Origin of the sequence: Paenibacillus glycanilyticus, from assembly GCF_051200795.1 — a bacterium.
Taxonomy (GTDB): Bacteria; Bacillota; Bacilli; order Paenibacillales; family Paenibacillaceae; genus Pristimantibacillus; species Pristimantibacillus glycanilyticus.
Genome location: NZ_CP195155.1, coordinates 1,852,751 through 1,877,418, shown reverse-complemented (window position 1 = coordinate 1,877,418; position 24,668 = coordinate 1,852,751). Strand labels below are relative to the sequence as shown.

Here is a 24,668-nt window from a genome sequence, read left to right as displayed (position 1 = left end):
CTATATAAAATTAATGATTTTGGATATAAGAATATGGAGGTTTTCTATGATGCGACGAGTCGTGCCCGCCTTCCCTTCTGAGCCGCTGCCCCTGCAGCTCGAAACGATTGGCTTCAACCCCGATCAGGAGACCTTGGACAGACAGGAGGGTTATCCCTATTTCCACTGGCTCCAGACCTTGGAAGGGGAAGGCGAATTAACGGTTGGCGGTCAAACCTGGAAAATGAATGAGCGCTCCGGCGTCCTTCTTGCCCCGGATACGCCTCACCGGTACGAGGCCAGAAACGGCTGGTGGCAGACGGGTTACATTACGTTTCGCGGTGGTATGGCTGCCAGCATCGTGCAATCGTTCGGCTGGGGAAGCGCCGAACGATTCCAATGGGAAGCCGGCAACGACCGGATCAGCGATCAGTTATTCAACATGCTGACCTCTGCCGAAGCCGGAAGCGATCCTTCCGGCTGGCAGTCATCGGCCGATTTATACCAATTCCTGACGCTCCTACGGACCAATGCCCGAACGGACAACCGCCCGTCCATGTCCAAACGGCTGGAGCGGATTCAGGTGCTGCTGGCCTGGCTGGAGCAGCATTTCGCCAACCCGGAGATCGGATTGGCCGACATGGCCGGGCAGCTTGGCATCGGCGAGAGGCAGCTGAACGAAAGATTCCGCGAGCTGTTTGGCCAGACGGCTTATTCGTATCTCATTCAGCTGCGGATCCGGAAAGCGAAGGAATGGCTGCCTTCCCGGCCGGACTGGACCGTACGCCGCATCGGCGAAGCGGTAGGCTTTCGCGACGCGAGCCATTTCGTCTCCACCTTCCGCCAAAAGGAAGGCATGACGCCGGAGACTTACCGGAAGCTGTACGGACGTTAACCAATGTTGGGATCCGCATGAAAAAAGGTACAAGCCGTGTTCGGGACACAGCTTGTACCTTTAAGGTTAATGACGGCGGTACATATATACGAAAGAGCACTTGCGCAAGCTAAACTTGTGCAAGTACTCTTTCCCTGCGTACGACAAACAGGATCCACCATCCCAGAAGCCCGCCAAAGCCATTCAGAATAAGGTCATCGACGTCAAAGCTGCCCATCGCGAAAACAAGCTGCGAGCATTCCAGGGCCAAGCTTAGGCCGAATGAAAGCGCGGCTGCTCCAAGAAAGGAAATGGAGTCATGCTTCGTCCATAAGCCCACAAGAATGCCGCAAGGCAGGAAGATCGCGATGTTGCCAAACAGATTTACCTGTTCGTGACGCTCCGACAGCCCGTGAAGATTTTGCGAGATCGATTTGAACGGGGTAAAATTGGCCCGCTCCAGACCATACCGCATATATTCCGGGTATTCTAACGTCCAGTGAAGCTTTTGCCATAGAAACGCTATGTTAACCGAGCTGAACTTAAACAAGATCACCTTTAGCAAAATATAAAGATAGAATAAAAAAAGAACCGATAGGATGCTGCCTTTGGTGTATTTCATCATAAATATCCCTGCCCTTCTGTTAAGCCAATTGCCGCCTGCGTTGACTTAATCAGAATAAGACTCATTGTTTAAAAATTAAGCAGGGCAAATCTAAAGTTTTTCTTAATTATGCTCCGCCCAGATTTGGGTTTCCGTCGTAACCGATTCGCCCGTTAGCAGGGATTCCTTCATCATAAGAGCCAGATAATGGTCCTGGCAGGCTTCCGCCAGGCTATAGAAATCTTCTCCGCCGGCCGCATATACTCCCATCTTCTCCAGGCATGCCGCCACAGCGATTTCGTCGTCGGTCAAACGTGCCGGCGCCGTGTCATTCTTATACACGATCTGTTCGCCTAAGTGAAGGCTCTTCAGGTAATAGCCTTCCAAATTGCCGTCCAATCCCGCCTGCTGACGGGTCATCCGCAAATGGACCGGCGTCAAATGATCAAGCAAGTAGCGGACGTCAAAGTTGTTGATTTCGCCTTGTTCCCCTCTCACCAGCACGCGCGGCGAACGAATCCAAGAGAAATACTGGTCTCCGGTGAAATCGTAAACACCGTATTTTTTCCCAAAATCCAGCGACGCCATAACCTGCTCCGATTGCTTTATTCGGCTCTCTGACGGCGGACCGGAACGGCCCGGACCTTCCATAATCGGTGAAGAGAAAGCGGCGGCGCGAATGCTGGCATTCTCAAAGCCAATGCCCAAATAGCGGCGAATCAGGCTAATGCCATGATAATCGTGCGCGGACGATACTTGAGCCTGCGTCACCTGGCCAAGCTTGCCGGAGCGGACAATGGCCAGCCTCCCGGCATGATTCGGCTGAAACGCATATTGCTCGGCAACCTGAATCCGCCCCTTGCCGCCGACCTGCCGGTATAATGAGATGAGATCCTCCAGCTTCTCGGCGGGCGGCGTCTCGCATAACACCGCAACATCTCGTCCCGTCAATTCCAGCATGACGTCCGGAGCAACCTTACGCGGTACGCTGACGACAACAAACGCAAGAGAAACGGCATCCAGCATCGCGGCAGCCGTACGGAACGTCGGAACTCCCCATGCTTGCTCGAATGCTCTGCCTTTCTGCTCGTCGCGCACAACGACGCCTGCAACATCAAATCGTTCAGGCAGCGCTTTTGCAATACGCAGAAAAAACTCGCTGCGCCAGCCTCCCCCTATAATGCCAAACCGTACAATGCTCATAATATCCTCCCGTTACCCCGCAATTTTACGAATACGCCTTTCTTAACCCAGTATACCAGCTGCGGACAGGCCGCAAAAAGCCCGCAGTCCGAAAGGTTCCCGGACTACGGGCCGTAAGCTCAGCCTGAGTTCTTCTCGCTAAGATGATTATAGACGGAAGCATTGTCCGGCATCGCGGCGGACTGCCGGATAGTCAGCGAAGGGGAAAGCACGATCCGTTCACTCTCTTCTCCCGGCTGACTGATCTGGCGGACAAGCAGCTGCACCGCTCTTTGCCCCATCTGTTCAATCGGCTGGGCGACCGTTGTCAGCGGCGGATCCGTAACGGAAGCAAGCACCGTGTCGTCAAACCCGATAATCGAGCAATCCTGAGGAATCCGCAGTCCCAGCTCCTTGGCCGCGCGGAGTGCGCCAATCGCCAGCAAATCGTTGCAGCAAAAAATCGCCGTCGGGCGGTCCTTCATCTGAAGCAGCTCCCATGCCCTGTCCTTGCCATCCTTATGGCCGCAGCTGACGACAAATAACGGATCCAGCATAAGTCCCGCCGCTTCGGCGGTCTGCCTGAACCCCCGAACCCGCTCCCTGCTGCTGCTGATCGAGCCTTGCTCGGCCAGAACGGCTAGACGGGTATGCCCAAGCGAGATCAGATGCCCTGCGGCGGCTGCCCCTCCCTCATAATCGTCCACAACAACCGTCGGAACCTCAACGGTTGGAAACTCCCTAGCCAGCAGGGCTACCGGAACTCCCCCTTGCAGAAGCGGATTTAACACGGACAGCTCCTTCAAGCCGGTACTGATAATAACGCCATCTACGTTTTTTTGCTGGAGCAAGGCGGCATAATGCTCCACCTTTTCGTCTTTGTTGTCCGTGCTGCATATAAAGACGCTGTAGCCATGCCGCTGCCCTTCATCCTCAACCGCCCTTGCGATCTCAGCGAAAAAAGGATTAGAGATATCCGGCACAAGCAAGCCTAAGGCATACGTTTTTTTACCGGTCAGCGCGGATGCGATCATGCTTGGCTTGTAGCCCATGCGCAGCATGATCTGCCGGATCTCTTCCCGGCGCTCCTCGCTGATTTTCCCTTTGCCGTTAATGACAAGGGATACAGTGGCAATGGATACGCCTGCTTCTTTAGCTACATCGTATATGGTCGCTTTCATCATTGACGGTCTCCAATCGCGCGAAACATATTTAAGTCCATTATGCGCGTTAAGGAGAGCGCTTTCAACGTTTATCTGGAATATTTGCAAATTCCTTTTCAGGAGCTCAAATTTTCGACTTCAACCGATAGAACGTTTTTAAACCGGCGCATTTCCTCGTAGATCGAAGTCGTCGGATACAGCTCTCCGGATGACAGGACAAGCCGGATTTGCATCCGGCCATCCCCGATATCCTTAATCGTTGTATGCTTGATCTGATGATCCGACCGGATGCTTGCCAGCATCCCGTCCAGCTCGGCCGAGCGGTCGAAGGTCAAGCAGACCGATACGTCGCGCTCCCGCAGCTTGGAAGGACCAAGCGCCCGAACGGCAAGGGGCACAAGGTTAACCGCCAGAATGATAATGCCGGCGGCCGTGAAAGCCTCCTTGTAAAAGCCCGCGCCCGCCGCAATGCCAAGCGCGGAGGCGGACCACACCATCGCGGCCGTTGTCAGGCCGGAGATGACGTCATTGTTCCGCCGCAGAATAACTCCGGCTCCAATAAAGCCAACTCCGCTTACGATTTGGGCGGCGAGACGCATCGGATCCATATTGGTCACCCCGGGGCGGGCAAGCGTGGTTGCCGCTTCTACGGAGACCATCGTAATGAGGCAGCTTGCTACCGAGATGACCATGCTTGTCTTAATGCCAAGCGGCTTATGCCGAAGCTGACGGTCTACCCCGATGAGCAGACCAAGGGCTAATGCCACCCCAAGCTTAAACGCAAACAGCGTTAATCCCCCCCTTACCGTAGCCGCAAGCCCTCGTTAGACAACGCTTCCTGCGCGGTTAAGCTTGCTTACCTCAACGCCGGCAAGCATCATAATGCCAATGCCGTGATTGTCGTTTACGACGGTTCGCAGGTCGTGCATATAGTAATCCGGCGAGAAGGAGTAACGCGAGCCGCTGCATACGCCGTGTACGCTGCCCGAACGGTCGATGGCATTCTCGGTCAGGCCTTTCCAGGCTTTCCTTGCCGCGGCTGCGTAGTCATGGTCTTCGCTGTTTTGCAGCCAGCCGAAACGGATGCCTCTCGAGAAGGCGTAAGCGAACATCGCGGTGCAAGAAGCTTCCTCATAGGCTTCCGGCTCGTTCAGCACTTGTCTCCAAAGACCCGAGCCGCTCTGCAGGTCGGCTACTCCGGAACACATCGCTTTGAAGAAATCGAGCAATGCCTCTCGGTCCGAATGATCCTCCGGCAGACGCTCAAGCAGCTCGGAAAGCGAGAACAGCACCCATCCGTTGCCCCGTCCCCAAGGCACTTTCGTTGCCTGGCCGTATTTGAAATCATAGACATGCGACATAATCCGTTCTTCTTCTATAAACAGATAACGGCGGAACAGCAAAAATTGCCGGGCTGCTTCGTTCAGTACTTCCCGGTCCCCGGTAATGACGGCATAACGGGTCAGAAACGGCGCGCTCATGTACAGATCGTCCGCCCACATGGTTTTGTCGAAATATTCCCCTTCGCTGAGCCGGAAGAAAGCTCCGTCTTCTCTCCGCTCCAGCCGCTTCAGCATAAAGTCGACGATGGAATCCGCAATGCGGCGGAATACGTCGTCTCCTTCCTGAAGATAGGCTTCCAGCATCGCCGAGCCGAACGAGCCGCAATTATCCAGCATCTTCATCAGCACCAGCTGATGATTAACGCTCGGGAATCCGTATTCCCGCCGGTCCCACAAGGAATAATCGTACATATCCGTACAGGTGCGGATATGCGACAAAGCGTAACGCGACCAGTCCTCCCGGTTCAATTCCCGCGCCGTGCGCAGCAAGCCGTACATCGTAACGCCAAGCGGATAGTCCCACCGCCCGTAATTAGTAGCTGTGCCAACCGTCCACTTGTTGCTAAGCATCGCATTCTCATAATATGGACGAAGCCGGGTCTTAGGCATATCCAGCTCCCAATACGTGCTGCCCGCGGCTTGACCGTCCAAGCGAACGGTAGGCAGCAGGGCTGACAGCCGGCCAACCTCCGAAGCATCCAGCTCCGCATTTGCCGCAATAGGCCCGGCATAAATCCACTCGCCGTCATACCCGTGAATGTGTACAGGCTCCCGGAGAGCCATCGGCTTGCCGCCTGACGAAGCGTTCAACTCAAAGCCCCAGCCACGCGCGCTGCTGTCCGTGCGGATCAACAGATGCCCGCTGCCGGATTCCGGCTTCAGACTTTCGCGGAATGCTCCCGCTTCGGCCAGGCTCAGCACCAGCTTGCCGTCCAGCCATACCGATGCCGGACCAAATACTTTTCCTTCAAGCTCAAGCGATTCTGTACCCGGCAGGAAAGGAAGCTTGGTCCAGCCGTACCCGGCAACGGTTGTCTCCGGAGTACCGAAGAGGCGCGTAAGGTTCGGCTGCGAAGCTTCATCCTCCTGCCATTTCGTTCGAGGAAGCCAGCGGATGCCGGTCTCCTCTTCCGGTAAACGTTCGTTAGGGAAACCTAGTTCCCCGTACAAAGACTTCTTCACCGGCTCGGAGAATACCCATCCCGCGCTTCCGTCCCGTCCGGTGAATGGAGCAAGCACGTTCAGAATCCGCACCTTCGCTTCATCCGCCCCAAACCGGCAGCCAAAGCCCGCAGGCGTCCGTCTTGCCTCGATCAGAATCCGGTTCCAGCCTTGCGCCAGCAGCATCGGAACAACGACGCGGGCATCCGGCTTCATCTCTTCCACGGCGGTAGTACGGAACAGCAGCTGGTCGTTCATGTATAGTCGAATAGGGCCGATCGGCTCCAGATTGCAATCAATCGAGCGCTCATTGTCGCTCCATACAAGCCCGTACACGTAAGCGTAATCGCCGGTTACCGCCTGCGGCCATCTGGAGCCAAGCTCCATGTCGTACAGACCTTCTTCATTTTGCAAAATACCTTGTTTCGAAAAGGGGCGATACGCAAACGGAATGGGCGGATTCGCGCCGACATAGCGGCTCGCCAGCAGCTCCAAAATGCGGTGTTCATCATCGCCAAACGCAGATCTTGCACTATCCCGAGGCTCTATATATACGGTCATTGCCCGTTCCTCCCACTTCCATTTGAAGGCGACAGCCGAATATCAAAGGTCCGGTCATACGGCGTCAGCACATTTACCACAAGCGTCTGGCAATCAGCCGGATAGGCTGCTCCGCGAATCGACTTCATCCGGTGCTCATGGGCGCCGCCGTCGAGCTCCATCCAGTCTTCGCCAGCCTTGAACGATACGGTACCTTCTTTCCAAAATTCGGTTCCGGTCTCGGCAGGCGCCCGATCTCCTCCGCTAAACTCTCCGTCTTTCCCAAAGATAAAGGAAATCTGGGTCAACAGCACATCCGGCTTGTCGCAGCGTACGCGAAGTCGCCAGCCTTCAACGGTTTCCGTCAGCTCCACCTGCACCTGATGCTGCTGCAGGTGAGTGACCTCGCGCAGCTGATGCGGCAAAAGATACCAAGGGCTCACTTGCTCTGCAGCTGATCCAGGCAGTCTGTCGGCGGCAATCGGTCCATAATAGCCCTTTGACTCCGAGCCTGTTAGCTTATATCCATTCTCGAGCTGCTCCAGCTCGTTCATCTTGATAAAGCCCGGCTCAAACGAGCTGCTCACTTGCACCCCAAGCAGCTGAGTTTTTCCGTGGCGCAGCGCAAAGATGGAATTGGTCTCCGCCATAACCGTCAGGCTGGTTTGCCCCTCCCGCTGCCGGGCGACCGGTGCGCCAAATTCCGGATGGAGCCGGCTGTGATAGATTTTCCCGCCATGTCCGGCAGCGTCCATCCGGCCTAAATAATGCTTCCTGTCGAATTGCCCGTTAATGACAACCTTGTAGGACTCCGGCAAATGGCCAGCCTCAACCGTTGAGCTGCGCAGCTCCGGGTGCAGCAAAAGGCCGAGCAATGCATTGTTGGGAATCGCGCCCGGATGGGTGGAAGACTCCGCGCCCAGCTTGGCAAGCGCGGCGAACAAAGGATCCTTGTCGTATTCGGCCATCAGGCAGGATACGAACAAATAACCCGACATATCGTATTTATGGCCAAAGTCCTGCCTGCCGGAATAATCCGTTACGACTTCCCCGTCCGGATGAATCAGGTAAGCCATCATCCGCAAATTGCGGCGAACCGGCTCCAGCAGCTCGGGATGGCCAAGCAGCTCGGCGGTATGGTACAACATCACGTCGCTTACGCCGTTGTAGATCCCGTTGCTTCGTTCCGTCCACTCGCCGTCCTCCGTACAATCGAGCCCTTCCGCGAGCCAGGCTTCGGCACGGGCAATCAAAGCCTCATTGCCGGTAATCGTGTACAGGAAGCCAAGAGCAGCCGTCAGCACCCAGCGGTGATTAGGAGTATGGCAGCCACCGGTAAGCATTGCCGGAACCGATTGTTCCAGGAATCGCCTAATATTCCGGCATACGGGCTCCATAGCCGCCCAATCATGCATGTCGAGCAGTTCGTAAAGCTGCGCAAGCCCAACAACGGCAAACGCCGTATCCGGCGGCGAATGCATATTCGTCCAGCCCGGGGAGATCGTGCCGTCGGCATGCTGCTGGCGGACAATAAAAGCCGCCGCCCGATCCAGGCTGGCAAGCAGCTTCTCGTCATGATAGTAACGGGAATCCGCATTCACCAGCGCACAGCCCCAAATAGCCATTACGGCTAACGTGCCGGTATGGGTAGCAAACGGAATTCCGCTGTCCGGATCCGCTACCCCGCCATCAAAGCGGCTTTGACTGTCGTTTATTTGATTATCCAAGCCTCGCGTAACCCAATCATCGTTAACGGCCACAAGCTTCTGGTACATCGTAATCATCCTTCCAATGGCTCCTTCAAGCCGGCAAGTGTATGTCTGATCGTTGCCAATTCCGCTTCGATCCTATCCGGTATTTCCTGGTACAGCGATTTCCATGGAACAAACAGGTTTTCCTGCTCCGCAAGCTCGTAAGGAACAAATTCGAAGGACGGCGTAAAGCGGTGATAGCTCTGCTGATAGACGCGGACCAGCTCGCTCGTCTTGTCATCGTAGTTTCCCTTGGCCGTATACCATTCCGGAAGCGTCAAGCCGTCCCTGCCTGCCCCTTCCTCCGTCGCCGTTCTTGCGCTTGGCAGCAGTTCGAATAAGACGGGCAGCGGCGAGAAAGCATGCTTCCCCGGCTGGGAATAGACGCTTACCGTCTTTCCCGCGAGGTTCGAGCGGTCCGGCAGCAAAGCCTTCAAGTACTTGCCGTGAAAGCTGGCTTCGGCATCCGCTACCCCACCGTTCCTATCGACGTAAACCCACACATGCTCGAGCTCATACAAATGCTGAATGTCATAATCCCAATAAATAGCGAATTCAATCACATAATCAATACCGTCAGCGAGTTGCTCGAACCTGCGCGGAAAGGAAGGGGATTTCTCTCCCCGATGAAGAACAGAAACCCCAACCCGTACCGGGTAAAAGGGTTCCTGTTTATCGAAATATAACCGCGGAGCGTATGCTGCCAATTGGCGGATATCCATCATCTAGCCTCCGATTGCCGCAAGCTTCCCGAGCAGCCGGTCATGGCTAAGCTCGATTTCCTCCGGCGTGCATGCCGCTTTCAGCTCGTACACCTTGACGGGAGCGGCAGCGATAATCGGGAGGAAGCGGTCAAAATAATTCATGTCGCCGCTATGCACGTAAGGGCACCAATGATCCGACAGGCCAACCGTCTCGTGAATATGAATGCCGACGACATGATCCTTAATCGCTTCCATATCGCGGGCGTTATCGTACAGCCCCATCCGTTCCATCATCATGCCATGGCCAAAATCGTACCATAACCCGACGCGTGCGCCTTTCAGCCGGTCGAAGACCGTCTTTGCTTCTCTTAACGTCGGCATTTGATAGCAGCGCGAGCGCGTTTCGATGCCGATGGATACGTCTAAGCCTTTGGCCTCGAGCCGGTCGCATACTTCCTCGAGACTGTCCCCAATCCGGTCAAGATAACGGCCGGCGAGCGTTTCCCTGCGCTCGAGCATTTCGCTCCACAGCTTCAGATAAGCAGCCGATTCGGGGCCTTGCTCGCTGTAGATCTTTTTGAGCTCCTGATCGATGTTGTAGTCGAACGGAACCTCTCCCGGATGGACCACAACCGCCTTCGCGCCATAACGATTCGCGTATTCGGCAGAGCGGAGCAGCAGCTCAATCGAACGCTGACGCTTCTCTTCGTCATCGAAGCCAAGCAGAACCGAATCGGTACCGTAATCGGGATCCGCCACATGCGGGAACGTATTATGCACGCTCGATACCCCGATTTCTCCCCGTTCAATCATCGGTTCAATCGTTGACAGCAGCTCGCTCGTCACATTGTAGTTCAGCTCGACGTAACGGAAGCCAAGCTCCCGAATCTCTTCGATCATGCTGCTGCCCGTTTGATGCCTTTTAATATTCCAGCAGGTTGAGAACGAATATTGTCCTTTGTCCTTCCCCATGACTTTCATCCTCCAGATACATAGCGGCGTTTGCCGCCTCTTTGGTTAACCTTTTACCGCGCCAAGCATAACGCCGTTTACGAAATAGCGCTGCAGCCACGGGTACACGATCAGGATTGGTACGGTTGCGAAAATAACGCTTGCCGCCTTCAGGCTTTCCGGCTGCAGCATTTGGCGTCCGCTTGCGCCTTCCGCCGCGATCAAATCGGTGACCATGTTGTTCTGAACAAGCTGGTACAGCTTTAATTGGAGCGGATACAACTCCGGGCTTGTAATGTACATCAGCGTATCGGTAAAGCCGTTCCAACGGCCTACCGCATAGAACAAGCTTAGCGTAGCGATAACCGGCATCGACAGCGGCACGATAATGCTCGTTAACGTACGGAAATAAGAGCTGCCGTCGATCTCCGCCGATTCTTCAAGCGAATCGGGAATATTTTGAATGAACGTAATCAGAATAATCAGATAAAACGGGCTGATTAGTCCCGGCAGCACAAGCGCCCAAATCGAGTCGAGCAGGTGCAGATTGCGCACGAGCATGTATTCCGGAATAATGCCGCCGCTGAAAAACATCGTGATGATGATAATAAACATGACAACCTTGCGGCCTTTTAATTTGGTTTTGGCCAGCGGGTACGCTGCCGCAATCGACATCACCATGCAGAACACGGTGAACAGAACCGTCAGCAAAATCGTAAAGCCGAGTGAACGGATCATCGACATGTCCGTGACTACCTGCTTGTAAGCACCCCAATTGATTTCTACCGGATAAATACTGACATCGCCTGACATAATAGCGCGTGACGAGCTTAAGGAAATCGCAATTATATGAATAAACGGAGCCAGACATATCAGCACGAATAGAAGTATCGCAAGAGTGTTAATCACGTCAAATGACCGGCTGGCGTTTCGATCTCTCATGTCTTTCCGCTCCTTTCCCGTTTTCGATAGCATAGATTACAGAATACTTTGATCCGCCAATTTTTTGGAGGCATAGTTCGCGCCAAGTACGAAGACGAGTCCAACAAGAGCCTGGAATAAACCAACTACGGTAGCAATGGTATATTGCCCGGATTCAATGCCGATGCGGTACACGAAGGTACTAAGCACATCCGCGTAATCCCGAACGGCGGTATTGCCGATAATGTAAGGACGTTCAAATCCGATCGCAATCATATGCCCCAGGTTGATAATCAGGAGAGTTACGATCGTTGGTTTCAGCGATGGTAGCGTAATGCTCCAAATTTTTCTGAGACGGCCCGCGCCGTCCACGTCTGCAGCTTCGAACAACTCCCTATTAATGCCCGTAAGAGCCGCCAGATAAATAATGGTGCCCCATCCGGCACTTTGCCAGACGCCAACGGCCAAGTAAGTAATAAGCCAATCCTTCTTATCCGTCAGAAACGGTATGGCATCAAAGCCAAGCGACGTAATGATGTTGTTGATCATGCCGGACTGCGTACCGAATACCTGCAATACGATACCGCCGATTATGACCCAGGAAATAAAATGCGGAATGTACAAAATCGTTTGCGACAGCTTTTTGAACCAACCTATTTTCAGCTCATAGAGCATAATGGCCAGAAAGAGTGGAGCCGGGAACGATACAATGAGGTCCAAGAAGTTAAGCATCAACGTATTGCGCAGTACCTTGTAAAAGTCCGGCATCGCGAACACTTCCCTGAATCCGTCTAAGCCGATCCATTCGCTGCCGTTAATGCCCTGGAAAAAGTTGAAGTCTTTAAACGCGATCAGAATGCCATACATCGGACCGTATTTGAAAATAATAAAGTAACTTACCGGTAGTACCAGTAGAGCATATAATTGCCAATATCTGCGTAAATACGAGAGTCCTTTCAATGCTATCCACCCCTGTCCGCTTACGATGTGCCGGGAGACGAGAGCCTTATGCACGCCCATCGTCCCCAAGCTTTTATATTGTAGGATCTGCCTCTATTTCATTGCCTCGTAAGCTTTTGTGCGTTCATCCAAAATCGCTTGACCGCCGTTTGCCATGTAATCCTTCATTACGGACTCGTAAGTGCTCTCGAATTGGTCCGGTTTCGCCATTGTTGTCTTGACAATGATTTCATTGAGCTTATCACGTAAAGCCGTGCCGTATTTCGCCTGCGCTTCAATCGGATGGTCGAACAGTACAGGCTTAATGGTGTCGGATCTGGAAATGGTGAGCGCTTTGCGTGTTTCATCCTGGTAAGCCTCAGGCATGCCGTATACGTAAGCTTCTACGTTCTTGTCCGCATCGCCAAGCTGCTTGCCGTTTGAGATAATCGCCATGTCGCCCCAGTTGTAAATGCGGTTCTTCACATCGTCCGATGCATCTGTCTTTACAATAGGAACGCCGTTCTGAAGCGTATAATTCTCGCCTTCGACGCCATTCTGCATGTCGAACAGGTTATTCTCCGATGCCATCCAATCGAGGTATTTAACGGCTTCCACCGCATGCTTGCTGCTCTTAGGAATCATTAAATACATGCCGATTGGCGCATATTCCGGTTTCGGATGCTTGCCTTCCGAGTTGGTATAAACATCAATTGCCGACAGCTTTGCATCAGGAATATTTTTCTGAAGCGTTGCGTACGTGCCGTCCGCATAGAAAGGATTCATGTCGTCCTCGCTGTAGAAACCGATTAAACCTTTTGCGGCATCCTCTCCGAGCTTCTTCTTATCCTCGTCAAGACTGAAATCGGCGCTCATAAGCCCTTCGTTGTAAAGCTTATTCATGAATTGAAGCGCATCCTTGAAGCCTGGCAGCAGCACCGGATAATCATTGGAGCCAAGCTGCTGCGTTAAGGTGTATCTCTGTTCCTCCGTCACGGGCTGGATGAAGGACCAAATCAAGGGCTCGAATTGGGCCGGTGCAAGCGCCATGCCAAGCGGAATGACTTTGCCTCCGGTTTGACCCGGATCTTTTTCCTTAAACGCCTTCAGGGTATTGTAAAGCTCGTCGGTTGTTGTTGGAACCGGAAGGTTCAGCTTATCGAGCCAATCCTGACGGATAAACGACGAGTATTTGCCAAGATGCGAGCGTTTCGCCGGCAGAGCAAACTGTTTCCCTTGATATTGTCCGTAAGCAAGGGTTTCATCGCCAAGGAATTTCTTCAGGTTAGGACCGTATTGATCAAGCAGTTCGCCCAGATCCGTTAGACCGCCTTGCTGCGCGTACCGGTAGAATGTGCCCGAGTCGTAAGTAAATACGATATCCGGAACGTCGCTGCCGCTAGCCATCAGTACGTTCAGCTTCTGAACCTCTTCCGAGCGCGGAATCGGTACGAATTGTACATTGATGTTGTTTGGAGTACCGAATTTGTCCTGTACAAGCTTCGTCAAGTAGTTGTTCGTAATGGTAGAGCCTGCAGGAGAATTGCCCCGGTCGAATACTTCAACCTTTAATGTCGAGGCTTTGCCGCTGGAAGCTTTGTCGCCTCCGTTAGATTCATTGGCTTTCTCGTTACCGCCGCTGTTGCTACATGCGCTGAGCAGCATCGTGCCTACGAGCGTAGCCGTTAATAGAGTGCTGGCTGTCTTTCTACCTTTTCTGCTTTGCTTCATTCGAATCCAACCCCTCTTTCATCCCTTTTCGATTTGCTTCCTGCACCCGGTGTAAATGTATTGAACACGCTTACATGCATCGCTGCCGGCCCGTGTTTGGGAAGTGCCCTCAGTATGGCACGGGCTGCGGGAAAGTGACAATAAACCAGTTTCGGCGATGCAAACCATTCCGCCAATGCCTTGCCCCGCAAGGCTTTTGATGCTCCGCATAAATCATTTTCCCGACATAAACCATATCGCAAAAAGCCCGTAATAAAGCCGTTTCCCGCGATAAACTTTGCGTTGTAAAAAGAAAACAACGGCTGTCCGAATAGATTTCTTTATCCGGAACGCCGCTGTCGTCAGCACTTAATCGTTAGCTTTATCATCCATAATGGTTTCATCGCGATTGCCCTGTGCGCCAATAAGAGTTGTGGAAGGACGCATCTTCAGCTTGCGGAATTCGCCCGGCGTTACGCCCGTCAACCGTTTGAACACCCGTCCGAACGTTATAGAGTTAGCATAACCAACCTGAAGGGCGATATTTTGCACCGTCTCGTCCGTTTCCGCGAGCAGACGCTCCGCCTGCTGCATCCGCAGCTGTACGAGAAAATCAACAAATTTCATATCGTACTCCAGCTTGAACAAATGGCTGGCGTATTTGCCGGATATTTCGAACTTGTCGCTTAAATGCTTGAGAGACAAGTCCGGATCGGCAAAGTTCTCTTGGATATAAGCTCTAATCTCGGTGATCATCGTCTTATACCCTTTGGTCTGGCTCATCGCGACATACGTATCATAGACTTGTACCAAATAATCCGAAAGCTGTTCTTTCATCTCGCTAAGCGTTGCCGCGCCTCTTAATCCTGCCAGCACTTCCGAAATACGCGCCTCGTCCAAGCATTCGTTCAGCGTGTCCGACAGCTCCTTCAGCTCCCGGCTCAGCATCTGCAGGAAAAGCTGGACTAACGATAAAATATCTTCGTCTTTCATAACGTCCGTCTCGAAATGCTTGAACAGCTGCTCGAACGTATCCCGCCAGCTTTCATTGGTCAGCCTGAATTCCTGCACGCAATTGGTACACTGCTGCGTGTAATTGAACATGCCGCGCGGCTGCTCCCGAGGAATATCCCCGCTGAACGTAATCGCATCTCGGCCTATGGCGAATTGATATTCCATGCCGTTTAACGCATCGCGATAGGAACCGCCTATTCCGTTCCAGTCTTTCACGATGGAGCCAATGCCCAAAGCCAGGTTAAAACGCAAATGTCCCTTTACCCATTCCCTGGCCACCGCAGCCGTCTTGCGAAGCTGAGTCAGCATGTCGGAATCGACAGCTCCGTCGCCGGATGCGAATACGAACGTAATCCGGTCGGATGCCGACCATTCTCCCCAGCTTTGCAGGCCTTCGTTATTCGCCAGCTCCTGCATCACGTTGCCAAGCGCGAACTTTAATACATTCTGCTCATGAAGCGTATTATCCGCCTGGAATTCCTCGTACTTGTTAAGCCTGGCGACCATAACCGCGAATCGTCCTTTATCCGGCAACAGATTCAGCCTGCGAAGCCGTTCCACCATCTGATCGCTGCGCTGTCCGCTAATAAGCTCGTTGAACAGTTGCCTGCGCTGAAGCACAACGCTTTCGCGCTGCTCCTTCTCGTGATCGCGGGATTGGACGATGAGATTCTCGAGCGCGCGGTCAATCATCGTCAAATCATCGAGCTTAACCGCCGTGCCGTCGCTCCCCCGCAGGTGCAGCGCTTGAATCCGGTTCATCATCAGCCTAATCGGCTTATAATTTCGCCGGGTTACCCAAATAATATAAACAATGGCAACCCCAAAGGTCAGGACCGCGATAATAACCCATACATAAGAAACAACCGAAACCCAACTCATCAAATGCCCGGCTTGAATACCGCTCTCGAAGGTCCAGCCAAGCGGCTGCGAGGTAATCGTTGTCAGCACATTGCCGCCGGAAGCCGTACCGTTATCTCCCGGATACACGGGCTGCTTGGCCGAATCGGTAATCCGCATGAACGATACTTGGTGGTTCGTCATGCTTCCGATCATCTGCCCGACATTATAAAGATTGATGTTAATCACGAGGATGCCGTCCTTGCCGAAAGGAAGCGGCGTCTCCTTATACATCGAAATGACCTTTACCGGCTTCAAGCCGTCGTATTCCTTGAATTCGCGGCTTGCCGACCATCCCTTGTAATCGCGGGATTCCTCCGCCTTGCTCAGGAATTCCCGGTCGCCAAACTCAGACAAATCGGTCTCGCCGCTGGACGTCAGGACAACATTATCCGACTTCCTGTATAAATAAATCGATTCGACCAGGTCGTTATCCTCAATCAGCGACCTCAGGCTATGAACCACATTATATTTGATCGTTGTGGATTCGGAAGAACCGTTCAAATAAGCCGCGTAGCTCTTGTTCGACTCGACTTCCCCCAGCACATTAAATTCCACTTCATGAATTGAACGTTCCACGCTGCCTACGACATAGCCTGTCGTAATGCGGTCTGCCTTGGCCGTCTCTGACCGGGATATCTCATTAACTGCGATAAAAGACAAGAAAATGATCATGGATACGGTCAGCACCAGGATCGGAAAATAAGAAACGAGCAGTCGTATATACCAATTGTTCAGCTTGAGCATGTTTTTCCTCCTGCCGCGCCCGACTCTGCATGTAAGCGTTGTCACAATCATTAGCCTAAATGAGTAAAGCGGTTTACTTGCCTACATTGTAGCATGGCTCACCTTGATTCGAAACCGTTTCGACAGCAAAAGTTTAAGATTTCATTTCGATATTCTAATTTTCATGTGGCGTTCATATCCTCTATTTGTCCCTCTTTTTCCGTTCATCTATTTAAATTATCAGATTTGCGTGAAGATTGGATGAATTTTTATAACTTGGATTGATTTCGGTTTCATAACGTTTTATAAAGAGGATAAGTGCAAATTTTTTTCTATCATTTGCTACTTTAATAAAGCTAATAGGAGATGATTGGATGGACGCTACAGTTCCTAACGCAGGTAAATGCCCGGTGATGCATGGAAGCGCTACAAGCTTCAAATCTAGTGGTACTTCAAATAGAGATTGGTGGCCTAATCAGCTGAACCTTAACATTCTGCACCAGCATGACAGAAAATCGAATCCTATGGGTGAAGACTTTGATTATGCCGAAGAATTCAAGAAGCTTGACTACCAGGCTCTTAAACAGGATCTTCGCAATTTGATGACAGACAGCCAAGAATGGTGGCCGGCCGATTACGGACATTACGGCCCGTTCTTTATCCGTATGGCTTGGCACTCCGCGGGTACATACCGGACAGGCGACGGACGCGGCGGTGCCGGCAGCGGTACGCAGCGCTTTGCTCCGCTCAACAGCTGGCCGGACAACGGCAATCTGGATAAAGCCCGCCGTCTGCTCTGGCCAATCAAGCAAAAGTACGGCAATAAAATTTCCTGGGCCGACCTGATGATTCTGACAGGCAATGTCGCGATTGAATCGATGGGCGGCAAAACGTTTGGATTTGGCGGCGGACGAGCGGACGTCTGGCATCCGGAAGAAGATATTTACTGGGGTAATGAAAAAGAATGGCTGGGCGACAATCGTTACACCGGCGAACGGGATCTGGAAAATCCGCTTGCCGCCGTGCAAATGGGCCTCATCTACGTGAATCCCGAAGGTCCTAACGGAAATCCGGATCCTGCCGGAAGCGCCCGCGACATTCGCGAAACGTTCGGCCGCATGGGCATGAACGATGAAGAAACCGTCGCGCTTGTCGCCGGCGGACATACCTTCGGCAAGGCACATGGAGCAGGCGACGCTTCTCTAGTTGGTCCCGATCCTGAGGCGGCCCCTCTCGAAGCGCAAGGTCTTGGCTGGCTGAGCACGCATGGCTCCGGCAAAGGCCGCGATGCCATCACAAGCGGCGTTGAAGGCGCATGGACGCCAAATCCGACACAATGGGATAACGGCTTTTTCGATATGCTGTTCGGTTACGAATGGGAGCTGTCGAAGAGCCCCGCGGGCGCGCATATTTGGGTCGCTATCAACCCTGACGAGAATCATCTTGCGCCGGACGCCGAAGACGCATCCGTCCGCGTTCGAACCATGATGACTACGGCCGACATGGCTTTGCGCGTTGATCCCGAATACGAAAAAATCTCCCGCCGTTACCACCAGAATCCGGAAGAGTTCGCGGATGCTTTTGCCCGCGCTTGGTTCAAGCTGACTCACCGCGACATGGGACCTCGCGACAGGTATCTCGGACCGGAAGTTCCGGCTGAAGAGCTGATCTGGCAGGATGTTGTACCGGCCGTTGACTATACCTTGTCCGATGAAGAAATTGCCGAGCTGAAAACGAAAATCCTCGACTCGGGGCTCACCATCAGCGAGCTGGTGACGACGGCTTGGGCATCGGCCAGCACCTTCCGGATTTCGGATATGCGCGGCGGCGCCAACGGAGCCCGTATCCGTCTTGCTCCGCAGCAGGATTGGGAAGTCAATCAGCCGCAGCAGCTTACTAAGGTCATAACGATCCTCGAAGGGATTCAAGAGGACTTGGATAAGAAGGTCAGCATCGCCGACCTGATCGTGCTTGGCGGCAGTGCCGCAGTCGAAAAAGCCGCGCAAGAGGCAGGCTTTAACGTTACGGTTCCATTCTCCCCTGGCCGCGGCGATGCCACGCAGGAGCAAACCGATGAAGAGAGCTTCGCGGTGCTTGAGCCAGTAGCGGACGGCTTCCGCAACTATCTGAAGAAGACGTACAGCGTATCCGCCGAAGAGCTTCTGGTAGACAAAGCTCAGCTGCTGAACCTGACTGCACCGGAGATGACAGTCCTTGTCGGCGGCCTTCGCGTTCTGGGCACCAACCACGGCGGCACCCAGCATGGCGTATTCACCGATCGCGTCGGCACCCTTACCAACGACTTCTTCGTGAAGCTGCTCGACATGAACATTGCTTGGGAGCCTCGGGATGGCGGCGTATATTACGGCCGCAACCGGACGACTGGCCGGGTTGACCGTACCGCAACGAGAGTGGATCTCGTGTTTGGCTCGAACTCCATCCTTCGCGCGATTGCCGAAGTGTATGCGCAAGACGACAACCAAGAGAAATTTGTGCGCGACTTTGTTGCCGCTTGGGTAAAGGTCATGAACGCGGACCGTTACGATCTTCGGGTGAACTAATTCTTTCTTATATAAACAGCCTGCCTGAGAATCTCGGGCAGGCTGTTTCATTTGCTTGCCCGCCGTGGGCCTCATGCTGCTATGCAGCAGGCTTTCTGCCTGCTATGCGCCCTTTCCTTGCCTCACCGGCTAAAAAAATGTCCGTACGATCTATAATGGCGTCCTGTTTCTCATTGACTGGAAATGATTAACTATACGTGAAAACATATTCAAATCGAAGGGTTGGTGTATGAATGAAATCGAAGTTTTTTGTAAGCGGTATCAAAGGCTTGATGCTGTTCCTTGTATTGCTGCTTGTCCTGCCTGTGGCGGCAAACGCAACTGCCTCAACGCAAAGCAGCAACTTTTACAACGTGATTTTCCAAGACGGCGCGGATCCGTGGATCTACAAGCATACCGACGGCTTCTATTACTTCACCAAAACAACGGGAGGCGACGTGACGATCTGGAAGTCCAGCTCGCTTACCGGAGTTGACGCCGGCGCCAAAAGAGTGATTTCTACCGGCTGCTGCAATGTCTGGGCTCCCGAAATTCACTACATCAACGGAGCCTGGTATATCTATTACGCCAAGGATGACGGCAACAACGATAATCACCGGATGTACGTTCTGGAGAATACCTCCGCCGATCCAATGACGGGCACTTGGGTAAACAAGGGACAAATTACCGACTCTACAAACCGTTGGGCAATCGACGGAACCGTGCTGCAAGTAAATAACAATCTGTATTTCATATGGTCTGGCTGGGAAGGCACAGCAAATGTCTCGCAAAAACTGTATATCGCCCATATGAGCAATCCGTGGACGATCGACTCGGTTCGGGTTGAAATTGCGCATCCGACCTATTCCTGGGAAACCAATACCTCTCCTTCCGTTAACGAAGGACCTCAAGTCATCGTCCGCAACGGCGTCATCAGTCTTGTCTATTCGGCAAGCGGAAGCTGGACAGATGGTTATTGCTTAGGCCTTGTTACGGCTAATGCGAGCAGTAACCTGCTGCAAGCGTCCTCCTGGACCAAACGGAACCAGCCGATCTTCCAATCCGGCAACGGCTTGTACGGCCCCGGCCACCATTCCTTCACGACATCTCCCGACGGTACGGAGGACTGGATCGTCTATCATACGGCGAAGTACTCCGGCGCGGGCTGGAATAGGGAAATCCGGGCACAAAAGTTTACCTGGAACGCGGACAACACGCCAAATCTCGGGGCTCCCGCAGCTCCGAATACTCCAATCGCCATACCTTCGGGAGACACGGGCCGCGTCCGTTATGAAGGCGAGGCCGGCGTATTCGGAGGCGCCGCTTACGCTTCGTCGAGCCCGAACGGTTCTGGCGGAAACAAAGCCGGCCATATCGATACGGCGAGCAGTTACGTGGAATTCGACGTTTACGCCGCGGCTGCGGGAGATTATGTGATGTCGGCCCGGACAGGTAACGGGACGACGGGACTGGATTGGTCCTATTTGGTTCTTACGGTTAATAACACAAGCTTCAGCAATTTATATATTGCGAACAAAGGCTGGGAAAACTGGGGAGCTTCGGTCGCACGCCTTACGCTGAATGCAGGCTGGAACAAAATCCGCTTCTCCAAAGGGGATGGCTATGGCGAGCTTGATTGCTTCGACCTGTTCCCGGCTAGCCCGGCCGTTATCTCCGGCGCTGTATACAAGCTGATTAATCCGATTAGCGGCAAGGCGTTGGATGTTACGGGCGGAAGCACGGCTGACGGGGCGAATGTGCAGATATGGGATGATTTGAACAACAAGCCCCAAGAATGGCGCATTACCAGCATGGGCGACGGTTCTTACAAGCTGATTAACACGAACAGCGGCAAAGCGCTTGACGTTGCCGGGGGCGGTACGGCTGACGGCACGAATGTTCAGATCTGGCAGGATATGAACAATGCTGCCCAGCGTTGGGCAATTCTCGGTACCGGAGGAAGCAACTTCAAGCTTATCAATCCGAACAGCGGCAAAGCGCTTGATGTCTCCGGCGGCGCAACTGCGGCAGGCACCAACGTTCAAATCTGGCAGGACTACAATAATGTCGCTCAAACGTGGCAGCTGATACGCAAATAAGTTGTAAAATTAGCAAAAACGCAACCGTTCCCGGTTGCGTTTTTCTATTCGTACATGGCAAGGACGGCCTTTGCTTGCTGCACGATTTTTTCGATCAAATGGTCCGGCTGTTCCAGCATCATGGCGCCGCCAAAGCCAAGAACGTATTCCACGGCTTCCTGCTCCGTATTAAAGCGAAGCGTTACCGGGACCTTCCCGTCCACGGCCGGTACAGCCGTGCCCAGCTTCTCTACAAACCGATCCGTGAAGGACATTCGGCCTAGTATGGACGGATCCGCAAGAACCTTTATTTCTATGGAAGGAAGCGAACCGGCAAAATCCAGCTTGCTCTGCTTCCAGTATTCAGCAAGATCGAAATCGTCAGGTCGGGAAAACAACTCATCCGTAGCTTCCGCCCTCGTAATTCTCGATACCCTGAAGCTCCGGAACGCTCCGTCGTCATTCCTGGCTACCAAATACCAGGAGCTGCCTTTCGCCACCAGCCCCAAAGGACTTACCGTCCTTTCCGAATTGGTTCCATCGGCTTTCTGATAAGTTATTTTGAGCCGGGTATCCTCCCATAACGCTTTTTGAATCGTTAGCAAAGCTTTATTCTTGTCCTCGGCGGGCTTCCACGTTCCCGTATCCATATAAATTTTCTCCATATAATGCAATGCTTCGCTTTTGGAGGAGTCGGGCAAGGAAGCCAGCAGCTTCTGACGGATATCGAGTCCCTTTATCTCCACGCCTAGATCCTTCAGCATTTGTTCGGCGGGAAGAATAAACAAAGCCTTTGTATCCTCCAGCTTAAGACCGCTTAAGTAGCTCCGGAAATGATCCATCAATCTCCAACCGCCTGTTTTCCCCCGGTCCGCTACGACAGGCACGCCGGAAAGGCTAAGCGCATCCATGTCGCGAAGAATAGTCCGGTCCGACACCTCAAGTCTTTTGGCAAGCTCCTTGGTCGTCAATATTTCATTATTCTGGAGCAAAATCATAATACTAAGCAGACGGTCTGCCCTCATATCCATTCACCTTTGCTTTTTTATATATGACAAAAGATGTCGTCATTATAGTTTACAATGAAAAGAGAATCAACCCATTGCAGCACCATTCTAATTAGGAGGCAACCAAAATGAAACCTTTACATGGAAAAATCGCGCTGGTAGCAGGAGGAACGCGCGGAGCCGGGCGTGGCATTGCCATTGAACTGGGAGCGGCAGGCGCAACGGTGTATGTCACGGGGCGCACAACTCGGGCGCAAGTATCCGAGTACAACCGGCCGGAAACCATTGAGGAAACAGCGGAGCTAGTTACGAAAGCGGGCGGACAGGGAATTGCCGTACAGGTGGATCATCTGATTCCCGAACAGGTGCAGGCTTTGGCAAACCGCATTGAGCAGGAGCATGGAAGGCTTGATATTCTGGTCAATGATATATGGGGAGGCGAAAATCTCGTGGAATGGAATACTCCGGTATGGGAGCATTCGCTGGATAAGGGACTGCGCATGCTGAGACTCGCCATTGATACTCATCTGATTACGAGCCATTTCGTTCTCCCTCTCCTCATTAAGAACAAGAACGGGCTGATTGTCGAGATGACGGACGGAACTGCCGAGTACAATCGGGATCATTACAGACTGTCGATGTATTACGATTTGGTCAAAAACTCCATCAATCGCATGGCTTGGGCGCTGGCTCAAGAAGTGAAGCCTCACGAATGCACGGCTGTTTCCTTGACGCCCGGCTGGCTTCGTTCCGAACTCATGCTGGAAATTTTTAAGGTGACGGAGGAGAACTGGCGGGAAGGCACTTCCGAGGATCCTCATTTTATTATTTCCGAATCGCCTCGCTATGTGGGACGTGCCGTCGCTGCTCTTGCGGGAGATTCGGAAGTAAGCCGCTGGAATGGACAATCCCTGTCAAGCGGCCAGCTTGCGCAGGTTTACGGCTTCACGGATGTGGACGGATCACAGCCCAATTGCATGCCTTATCTGGTTGAAGTTATCGAGGCGGGCAAGCCGGCGGATACGACGGGTTATAGATAACATTTTTATATACGCAAAAAAAATGCCTCAATATATTCCCAATCAAGGTTAAACACAACCGGAGCATTTTGAATGTTTCTGGAGAAGCGCTAGCGTTCGCTTTTACTCTCGGGATTCCTACCTTAAATAATATAGATAAAGGAATCCCGGAGTAATGGCGATCGGAAGAACATTCAAATGCGCAGGTTGCTGTTAAACCGGCCCTACTGCCGCTTCATCCTTCTCTGCCTTTGCCACGGAAAGAGGCAGCCCCAGATTCCCGCGCAGCGTGCCGCTCTCGTATTCGGTACGGAACAGTCCCCGCCGCTGCAGCTCGGGAACGACAAGCTCGATAATATCTTCGAATCCGCCGGGGAAATACGGCGACATAATATTGAAGCCGTCCGCTCCCTCATTCAGGAACCACTCCTCCAGCTGATCGGCAATCTGTGAAGGCGTTCCGACGATCTCGCGGTGTCCGCGGGCGCCGGCAATCCGTTCGTACACGGCGCGGATCGAAGTTAAATTCTCGCGCTTTGCAATATCCCGGATAATATTGTACCGGATGCGCGGATTGGTCTTGTCTTCAATCGAGCTGATATCCGGCAGCGGCTCATCCACATCGTAACCGGACAAATCGATATTGGTGAAGCCCGACAGATATGCCAGACCTACCTCCGGCAAAATGTAGCCGTTCAGCTCCTTCTGCTTCGCCAGCGCCTCCTCTTCGGTCTTGGCGACCGTAATGAAGACGCCCGGCATAATTTTCAGCTCATCCTTTTCCCGTCCGTATGTGGCCAGCCGCCCTTTCACGTCCCGATAGAATGCTTGCGCCTCCTCCAGCGTCTGCCAGGCCGTAAATATAACCTCGGCCGTCTTCGCGGCTAGTTCCTTGCCGGACTCGGATGAGCCGGCTTGCACGATTACCGGGTTGCCATGCGGGCTAGCCGGATTATCGAGCGTACCCGTTACATTGAACCATTTTCCGTCATGATCGACGGGATGCACTTTATCAACATCAAGAAAACGTCCTTGTTCCTTGTCAATAACAAGCGCATCGGCGTCGATGGATTGCCACAGCTTCTGGACAAGCTCAACAAATTCCTCGGCCCGCTCGTACCGGCTTGCATGCTCCAGATGCTTATCCTTGCCAAACAGGAAGGATTCCTTGTCATTGGCGGAGGTTACGACATTCCAGGCTGCGCGGCCGCCAGACAAATGGTTGATCGAACTAAACTTGCGCGCGACATGGAAAGGTTCGTTATAAGTGGTCGTTAAGGTAGCGGCTAACCCGATTTTTTCCGTAACGGCTGCTAGCGCCGAGATTAGAATAACCGGATCCAGCTTAAGCGCGGAGCTGGAATGCTCATTCAGATTGGAGCCAAAGCCGTCCGCGAAAAAGATCATGTCGAACTTGGCCCGCTCCGCCGTCTTGGCGATCTCCGTCAAATAGGCCAGATCAAAGGTACGGTCTGCTCCGGAATCAGGATGTCTCCAGCTCGCCACATGATGTCCGGGCAGCATGATAAAAGCACCAAGCTTCATTTGTCTTGCCGTCATCT

18 protein-coding genes and 1 pseudogene are annotated in these 24,668 nt (G+C 52.9%); 5 read left to right on the top strand and 14 right to left on the bottom strand.

The annotated features are described in order from the left end of the window. Window positions 1-46: 46 nt before the first annotated feature. Window positions 47-874: an AraC family transcriptional regulator gene (locus tag ACR9FF_RS08385; RefSeq protein WP_435170303.1), complete on the top strand. Its 828-nt coding sequence runs from the start codon at window positions 47-49 to the stop codon at window positions 872-874. A 109-nt stretch (window positions 875-983) separates the two neighbouring features. Here ACR9FF_RS08385 and ACR9FF_RS08380 read toward each other — a convergent pair whose 3' ends face one another. The 12 genes from ACR9FF_RS08380 to ACR9FF_RS08325 all read right to left on the bottom strand — a co-directional run bounded on the left by ACR9FF_RS08380 (window position 984) and on the right by ACR9FF_RS08325 (window position 16,483). Then, window positions 984-1,478: a VanZ family protein gene (locus tag ACR9FF_RS08380; protein ID WP_435170301.1), complete on the bottom strand. Its 495-nt coding sequence runs from the start codon at window positions 1,476-1,478 to the stop codon at window positions 984-986. A gap of 102 nt (window positions 1,479-1,580) precedes the next feature. After that, a complete protein-coding gene (locus ACR9FF_RS08375) occupies window positions 1,581-2,660 on the bottom strand; it encodes a Gfo/Idh/MocA family protein (RefSeq protein ID WP_435170299.1) in 1,080 nt (359 codons plus the stop codon). Window positions 2,661-2,779: 119 nt separating this feature from the next. Next, window positions 2,780-3,820 carry a LacI family DNA-binding transcriptional regulator gene (locus ACR9FF_RS08370; protein WP_435172066.1) on the bottom strand — a complete coding sequence of 347 codons (1,041 nt, stop codon included), beginning with the start codon at window positions 3,818-3,820 and terminating at the stop codon, window positions 2,780-2,782. 98 nt (window positions 3,821-3,918) lie between these two features. Next, window positions 3,919-4,590 (bottom strand): MgtC/SapB family protein, encoded by a 672-nt coding sequence (locus ACR9FF_RS08365; RefSeq protein WP_127496056.1) that lies wholly within the window; start codon window positions 4,588-4,590, stop codon window positions 3,919-3,921. A 36-nt stretch (window positions 4,591-4,626) separates the two neighbouring features. After that, a complete protein-coding gene (locus ACR9FF_RS08360; RefSeq protein ID WP_435170297.1) occupies window positions 4,627-6,867 on the bottom strand; it encodes a glycoside hydrolase family 88/105 protein in 2,241 nt (746 codons plus the stop codon). After that, window positions 6,864-8,630 (bottom strand): hypothetical protein, encoded by a 1,767-nt coding sequence (locus ACR9FF_RS08355; RefSeq protein WP_435170295.1) that lies wholly within the window; start codon window positions 8,628-8,630, stop codon window positions 6,864-6,866. Before ACR9FF_RS08355 ends, ACR9FF_RS08360 begins: the two co-directional genes overlap by 4 nt. Further along, window positions 8,627-9,322 carry a hypothetical protein gene (locus tag ACR9FF_RS08350; RefSeq protein WP_435170293.1) on the bottom strand — a complete coding sequence of 232 codons (696 nt, stop codon included), beginning with the start codon at window positions 9,320-9,322 and terminating at the stop codon, window positions 8,627-8,629. Before ACR9FF_RS08350 ends, ACR9FF_RS08355 begins: the two co-directional genes overlap by 4 nt. Then, window positions 9,323-10,273, bottom strand: coding sequence for a sugar phosphate isomerase/epimerase family protein (locus ACR9FF_RS08345; RefSeq protein WP_435170291.1), 951 nt, complete (start codon window positions 10,271-10,273; stop codon window positions 9,323-9,325). A gap of 45 nt (window positions 10,274-10,318) precedes the next feature. Further along, window positions 10,319-11,194, bottom strand: coding sequence for a carbohydrate ABC transporter permease (locus ACR9FF_RS08340; RefSeq protein ID WP_201004275.1), 876 nt, complete (start codon window positions 11,192-11,194; stop codon window positions 10,319-10,321). 36 nt (window positions 11,195-11,230) lie between these two features. Next, the gene (locus ACR9FF_RS08335) at window positions 11,231-12,133 is read right to left on the bottom strand and encodes an ABC transporter permease (RefSeq protein ID WP_127496114.1); all 903 of its coding nucleotides are present in this window, start codon (window positions 12,131-12,133) and stop codon (window positions 11,231-11,233) included. Between the two features lie 93 nt (window positions 12,134-12,226). Next, window positions 12,227-13,843 carry an extracellular solute-binding protein gene (locus ACR9FF_RS08330; RefSeq protein WP_435170288.1) on the bottom strand — a complete coding sequence of 539 codons (1,617 nt, stop codon included), beginning with the start codon at window positions 13,841-13,843 and terminating at the stop codon, window positions 12,227-12,229. Between the two features lie 348 nt (window positions 13,844-14,191). Next, window positions 14,192-16,483 (bottom strand): helix-turn-helix domain-containing protein, encoded by a 2,292-nt coding sequence (locus ACR9FF_RS08325; protein ID WP_435170286.1) that lies wholly within the window; start codon window positions 16,481-16,483, stop codon window positions 14,192-14,194. 353 nt (window positions 16,484-16,836) lie between these two features. Between ACR9FF_RS08325 and katG the strand changes: the two genes are divergently transcribed. The 3 genes and pseudogenes from katG (at window position 16,837) to ACR9FF_RS08310 (ending at window position 21,101) form a co-directional block, all read left to right on the top strand. Then, on the top strand, window positions 16,837-19,023 hold the full coding sequence (katG, locus tag ACR9FF_RS08320) for a catalase/peroxidase HPI (RefSeq protein WP_435170284.1): 2,187 nt from the start codon (window positions 16,837-16,839) through the stop codon (window positions 19,021-19,023). 233 nt (window positions 19,024-19,256) lie between these two features. Continuing rightward, window positions 19,257-20,663: pseudogene (locus ACR9FF_RS08315) on the top strand (family 43 glycosylhydrolase); the annotation flags it as partial. Beyond that, window positions 20,649-21,101: an RICIN domain-containing protein gene (locus ACR9FF_RS08310; protein WP_435172064.1), complete on the top strand. Its 453-nt coding sequence runs from the start codon at window positions 20,649-20,651 to the stop codon at window positions 21,099-21,101. The pseudogene ACR9FF_RS08315 and the gene ACR9FF_RS08310, both read left to right, overlap by 15 nt. Before the next feature lie 44 nt (window positions 21,102-21,145). Here ACR9FF_RS08310 and ACR9FF_RS08305 read toward each other — a convergent pair whose 3' ends face one another. Continuing rightward, entirely contained in the window at window positions 21,146-22,105 is a 960-nt protein-coding gene (locus tag ACR9FF_RS08305; RefSeq protein ID WP_435170282.1) for a helix-turn-helix transcriptional regulator, read from the bottom strand. A gap of 110 nt (window positions 22,106-22,215) precedes the next feature. On the opposite strand from ACR9FF_RS08305, the gene ACR9FF_RS08300 reads away from it, so the two are divergent. Then, window positions 22,216-23,127 (top strand): SDR family oxidoreductase, encoded by a 912-nt coding sequence (locus tag ACR9FF_RS08300; protein WP_435170280.1) that lies wholly within the window; start codon window positions 22,216-22,218, stop codon window positions 23,125-23,127. Window positions 23,128-23,319: 192 nt separating this feature from the next. On the opposite strand, the gene ACR9FF_RS08295 is transcribed toward ACR9FF_RS08300, so the two are convergent. Continuing rightward, entirely contained in the window at window positions 23,320-24,666 is a 1,347-nt protein-coding gene (locus ACR9FF_RS08295) for an LLM class flavin-dependent oxidoreductase (RefSeq protein WP_435170278.1), read from the bottom strand. Window positions 24,667-24,668 lie beyond the last annotated feature (2 nt).

Bases quoted from the DNA above. Each gene is read 5' to 3' on its own strand.
- ACR9FF_RS08385 (WP_435170303.1), top strand. From the start codon at position 47: ATGATGCGACGAGTCGTGCCCGCCTTCCCTTCTGAGCCGCTGCCCCTG.
- ACR9FF_RS08380 (WP_435170301.1), bottom strand. From the start codon at position 1,478: ATGATGAAATACACCAAAGGCAGCATCCTATCGGTTCTTTTTTTATTC.
- ACR9FF_RS08375 (WP_435170299.1), bottom strand. From the start codon at position 2,660: ATGAGCATTGTACGGTTTGGCATTATAGGGGGAGGCTGGCGCAGCGAG.
- ACR9FF_RS08370 (WP_435172066.1), bottom strand. From the start codon at position 3,820: ATGAAAGCGACCATATACGATGTAGCTAAAGAAGCAGGCGTATCCATT.
- ACR9FF_RS08360 (WP_435170297.1), bottom strand. From the start codon at position 6,867: ATGACCGTATATATAGAGCCTCGGGATAGTGCAAGATCTGCGTTTGGC.
- ACR9FF_RS08355 (WP_435170295.1), bottom strand. From the start codon at position 8,630: ATGATTACGATGTACCAGAAGCTTGTGGCCGTTAACGATGATTGGGTT.
- ACR9FF_RS08350 (WP_435170293.1), bottom strand. From the start codon at position 9,322: ATGATGGATATCCGCCAATTGGCAGCATACGCTCCGCGGTTATATTTC.
- ACR9FF_RS08345 (WP_435170291.1), bottom strand. From the start codon at position 10,273: ATGGGGAAGGACAAAGGACAATATTCGTTCTCAACCTGCTGGAATATT.
- ACR9FF_RS08340 (WP_201004275.1), bottom strand. From the start codon at position 11,194: ATGAGAGATCGAAACGCCAGCCGGTCATTTGACGTGATTAACACTCTT.
- ACR9FF_RS08330 (WP_435170288.1), bottom strand. From the start codon at position 13,843: ATGAAGCAAAGCAGAAAAGGTAGAAAGACAGCCAGCACTCTATTAACG.
- ACR9FF_RS08325 (WP_435170286.1), bottom strand. From the start codon at position 16,483: ATGCTCAAGCTGAACAATTGGTATATACGACTGCTCGTTTCTTATTTT.
- katG (WP_435170284.1), top strand. From the start codon at position 16,837: ATGGACGCTACAGTTCCTAACGCAGGTAAATGCCCGGTGATGCATGGA.
- ACR9FF_RS08305 (WP_435170282.1), bottom strand. From the start codon at position 22,105: ATGAGGGCAGACCGTCTGCTTAGTATTATGATTTTGCTCCAGAATAAT.
- ACR9FF_RS08300 (WP_435170280.1), top strand. From the start codon at position 22,216: ATGAAACCTTTACATGGAAAAATCGCGCTGGTAGCAGGAGGAACGCGC.
- ACR9FF_RS08295 (WP_435170278.1), bottom strand. From the start codon at position 24,666: ATGACGGCAAGACAAATGAAGCTTGGTGCTTTTATCATGCTGCCCGGA.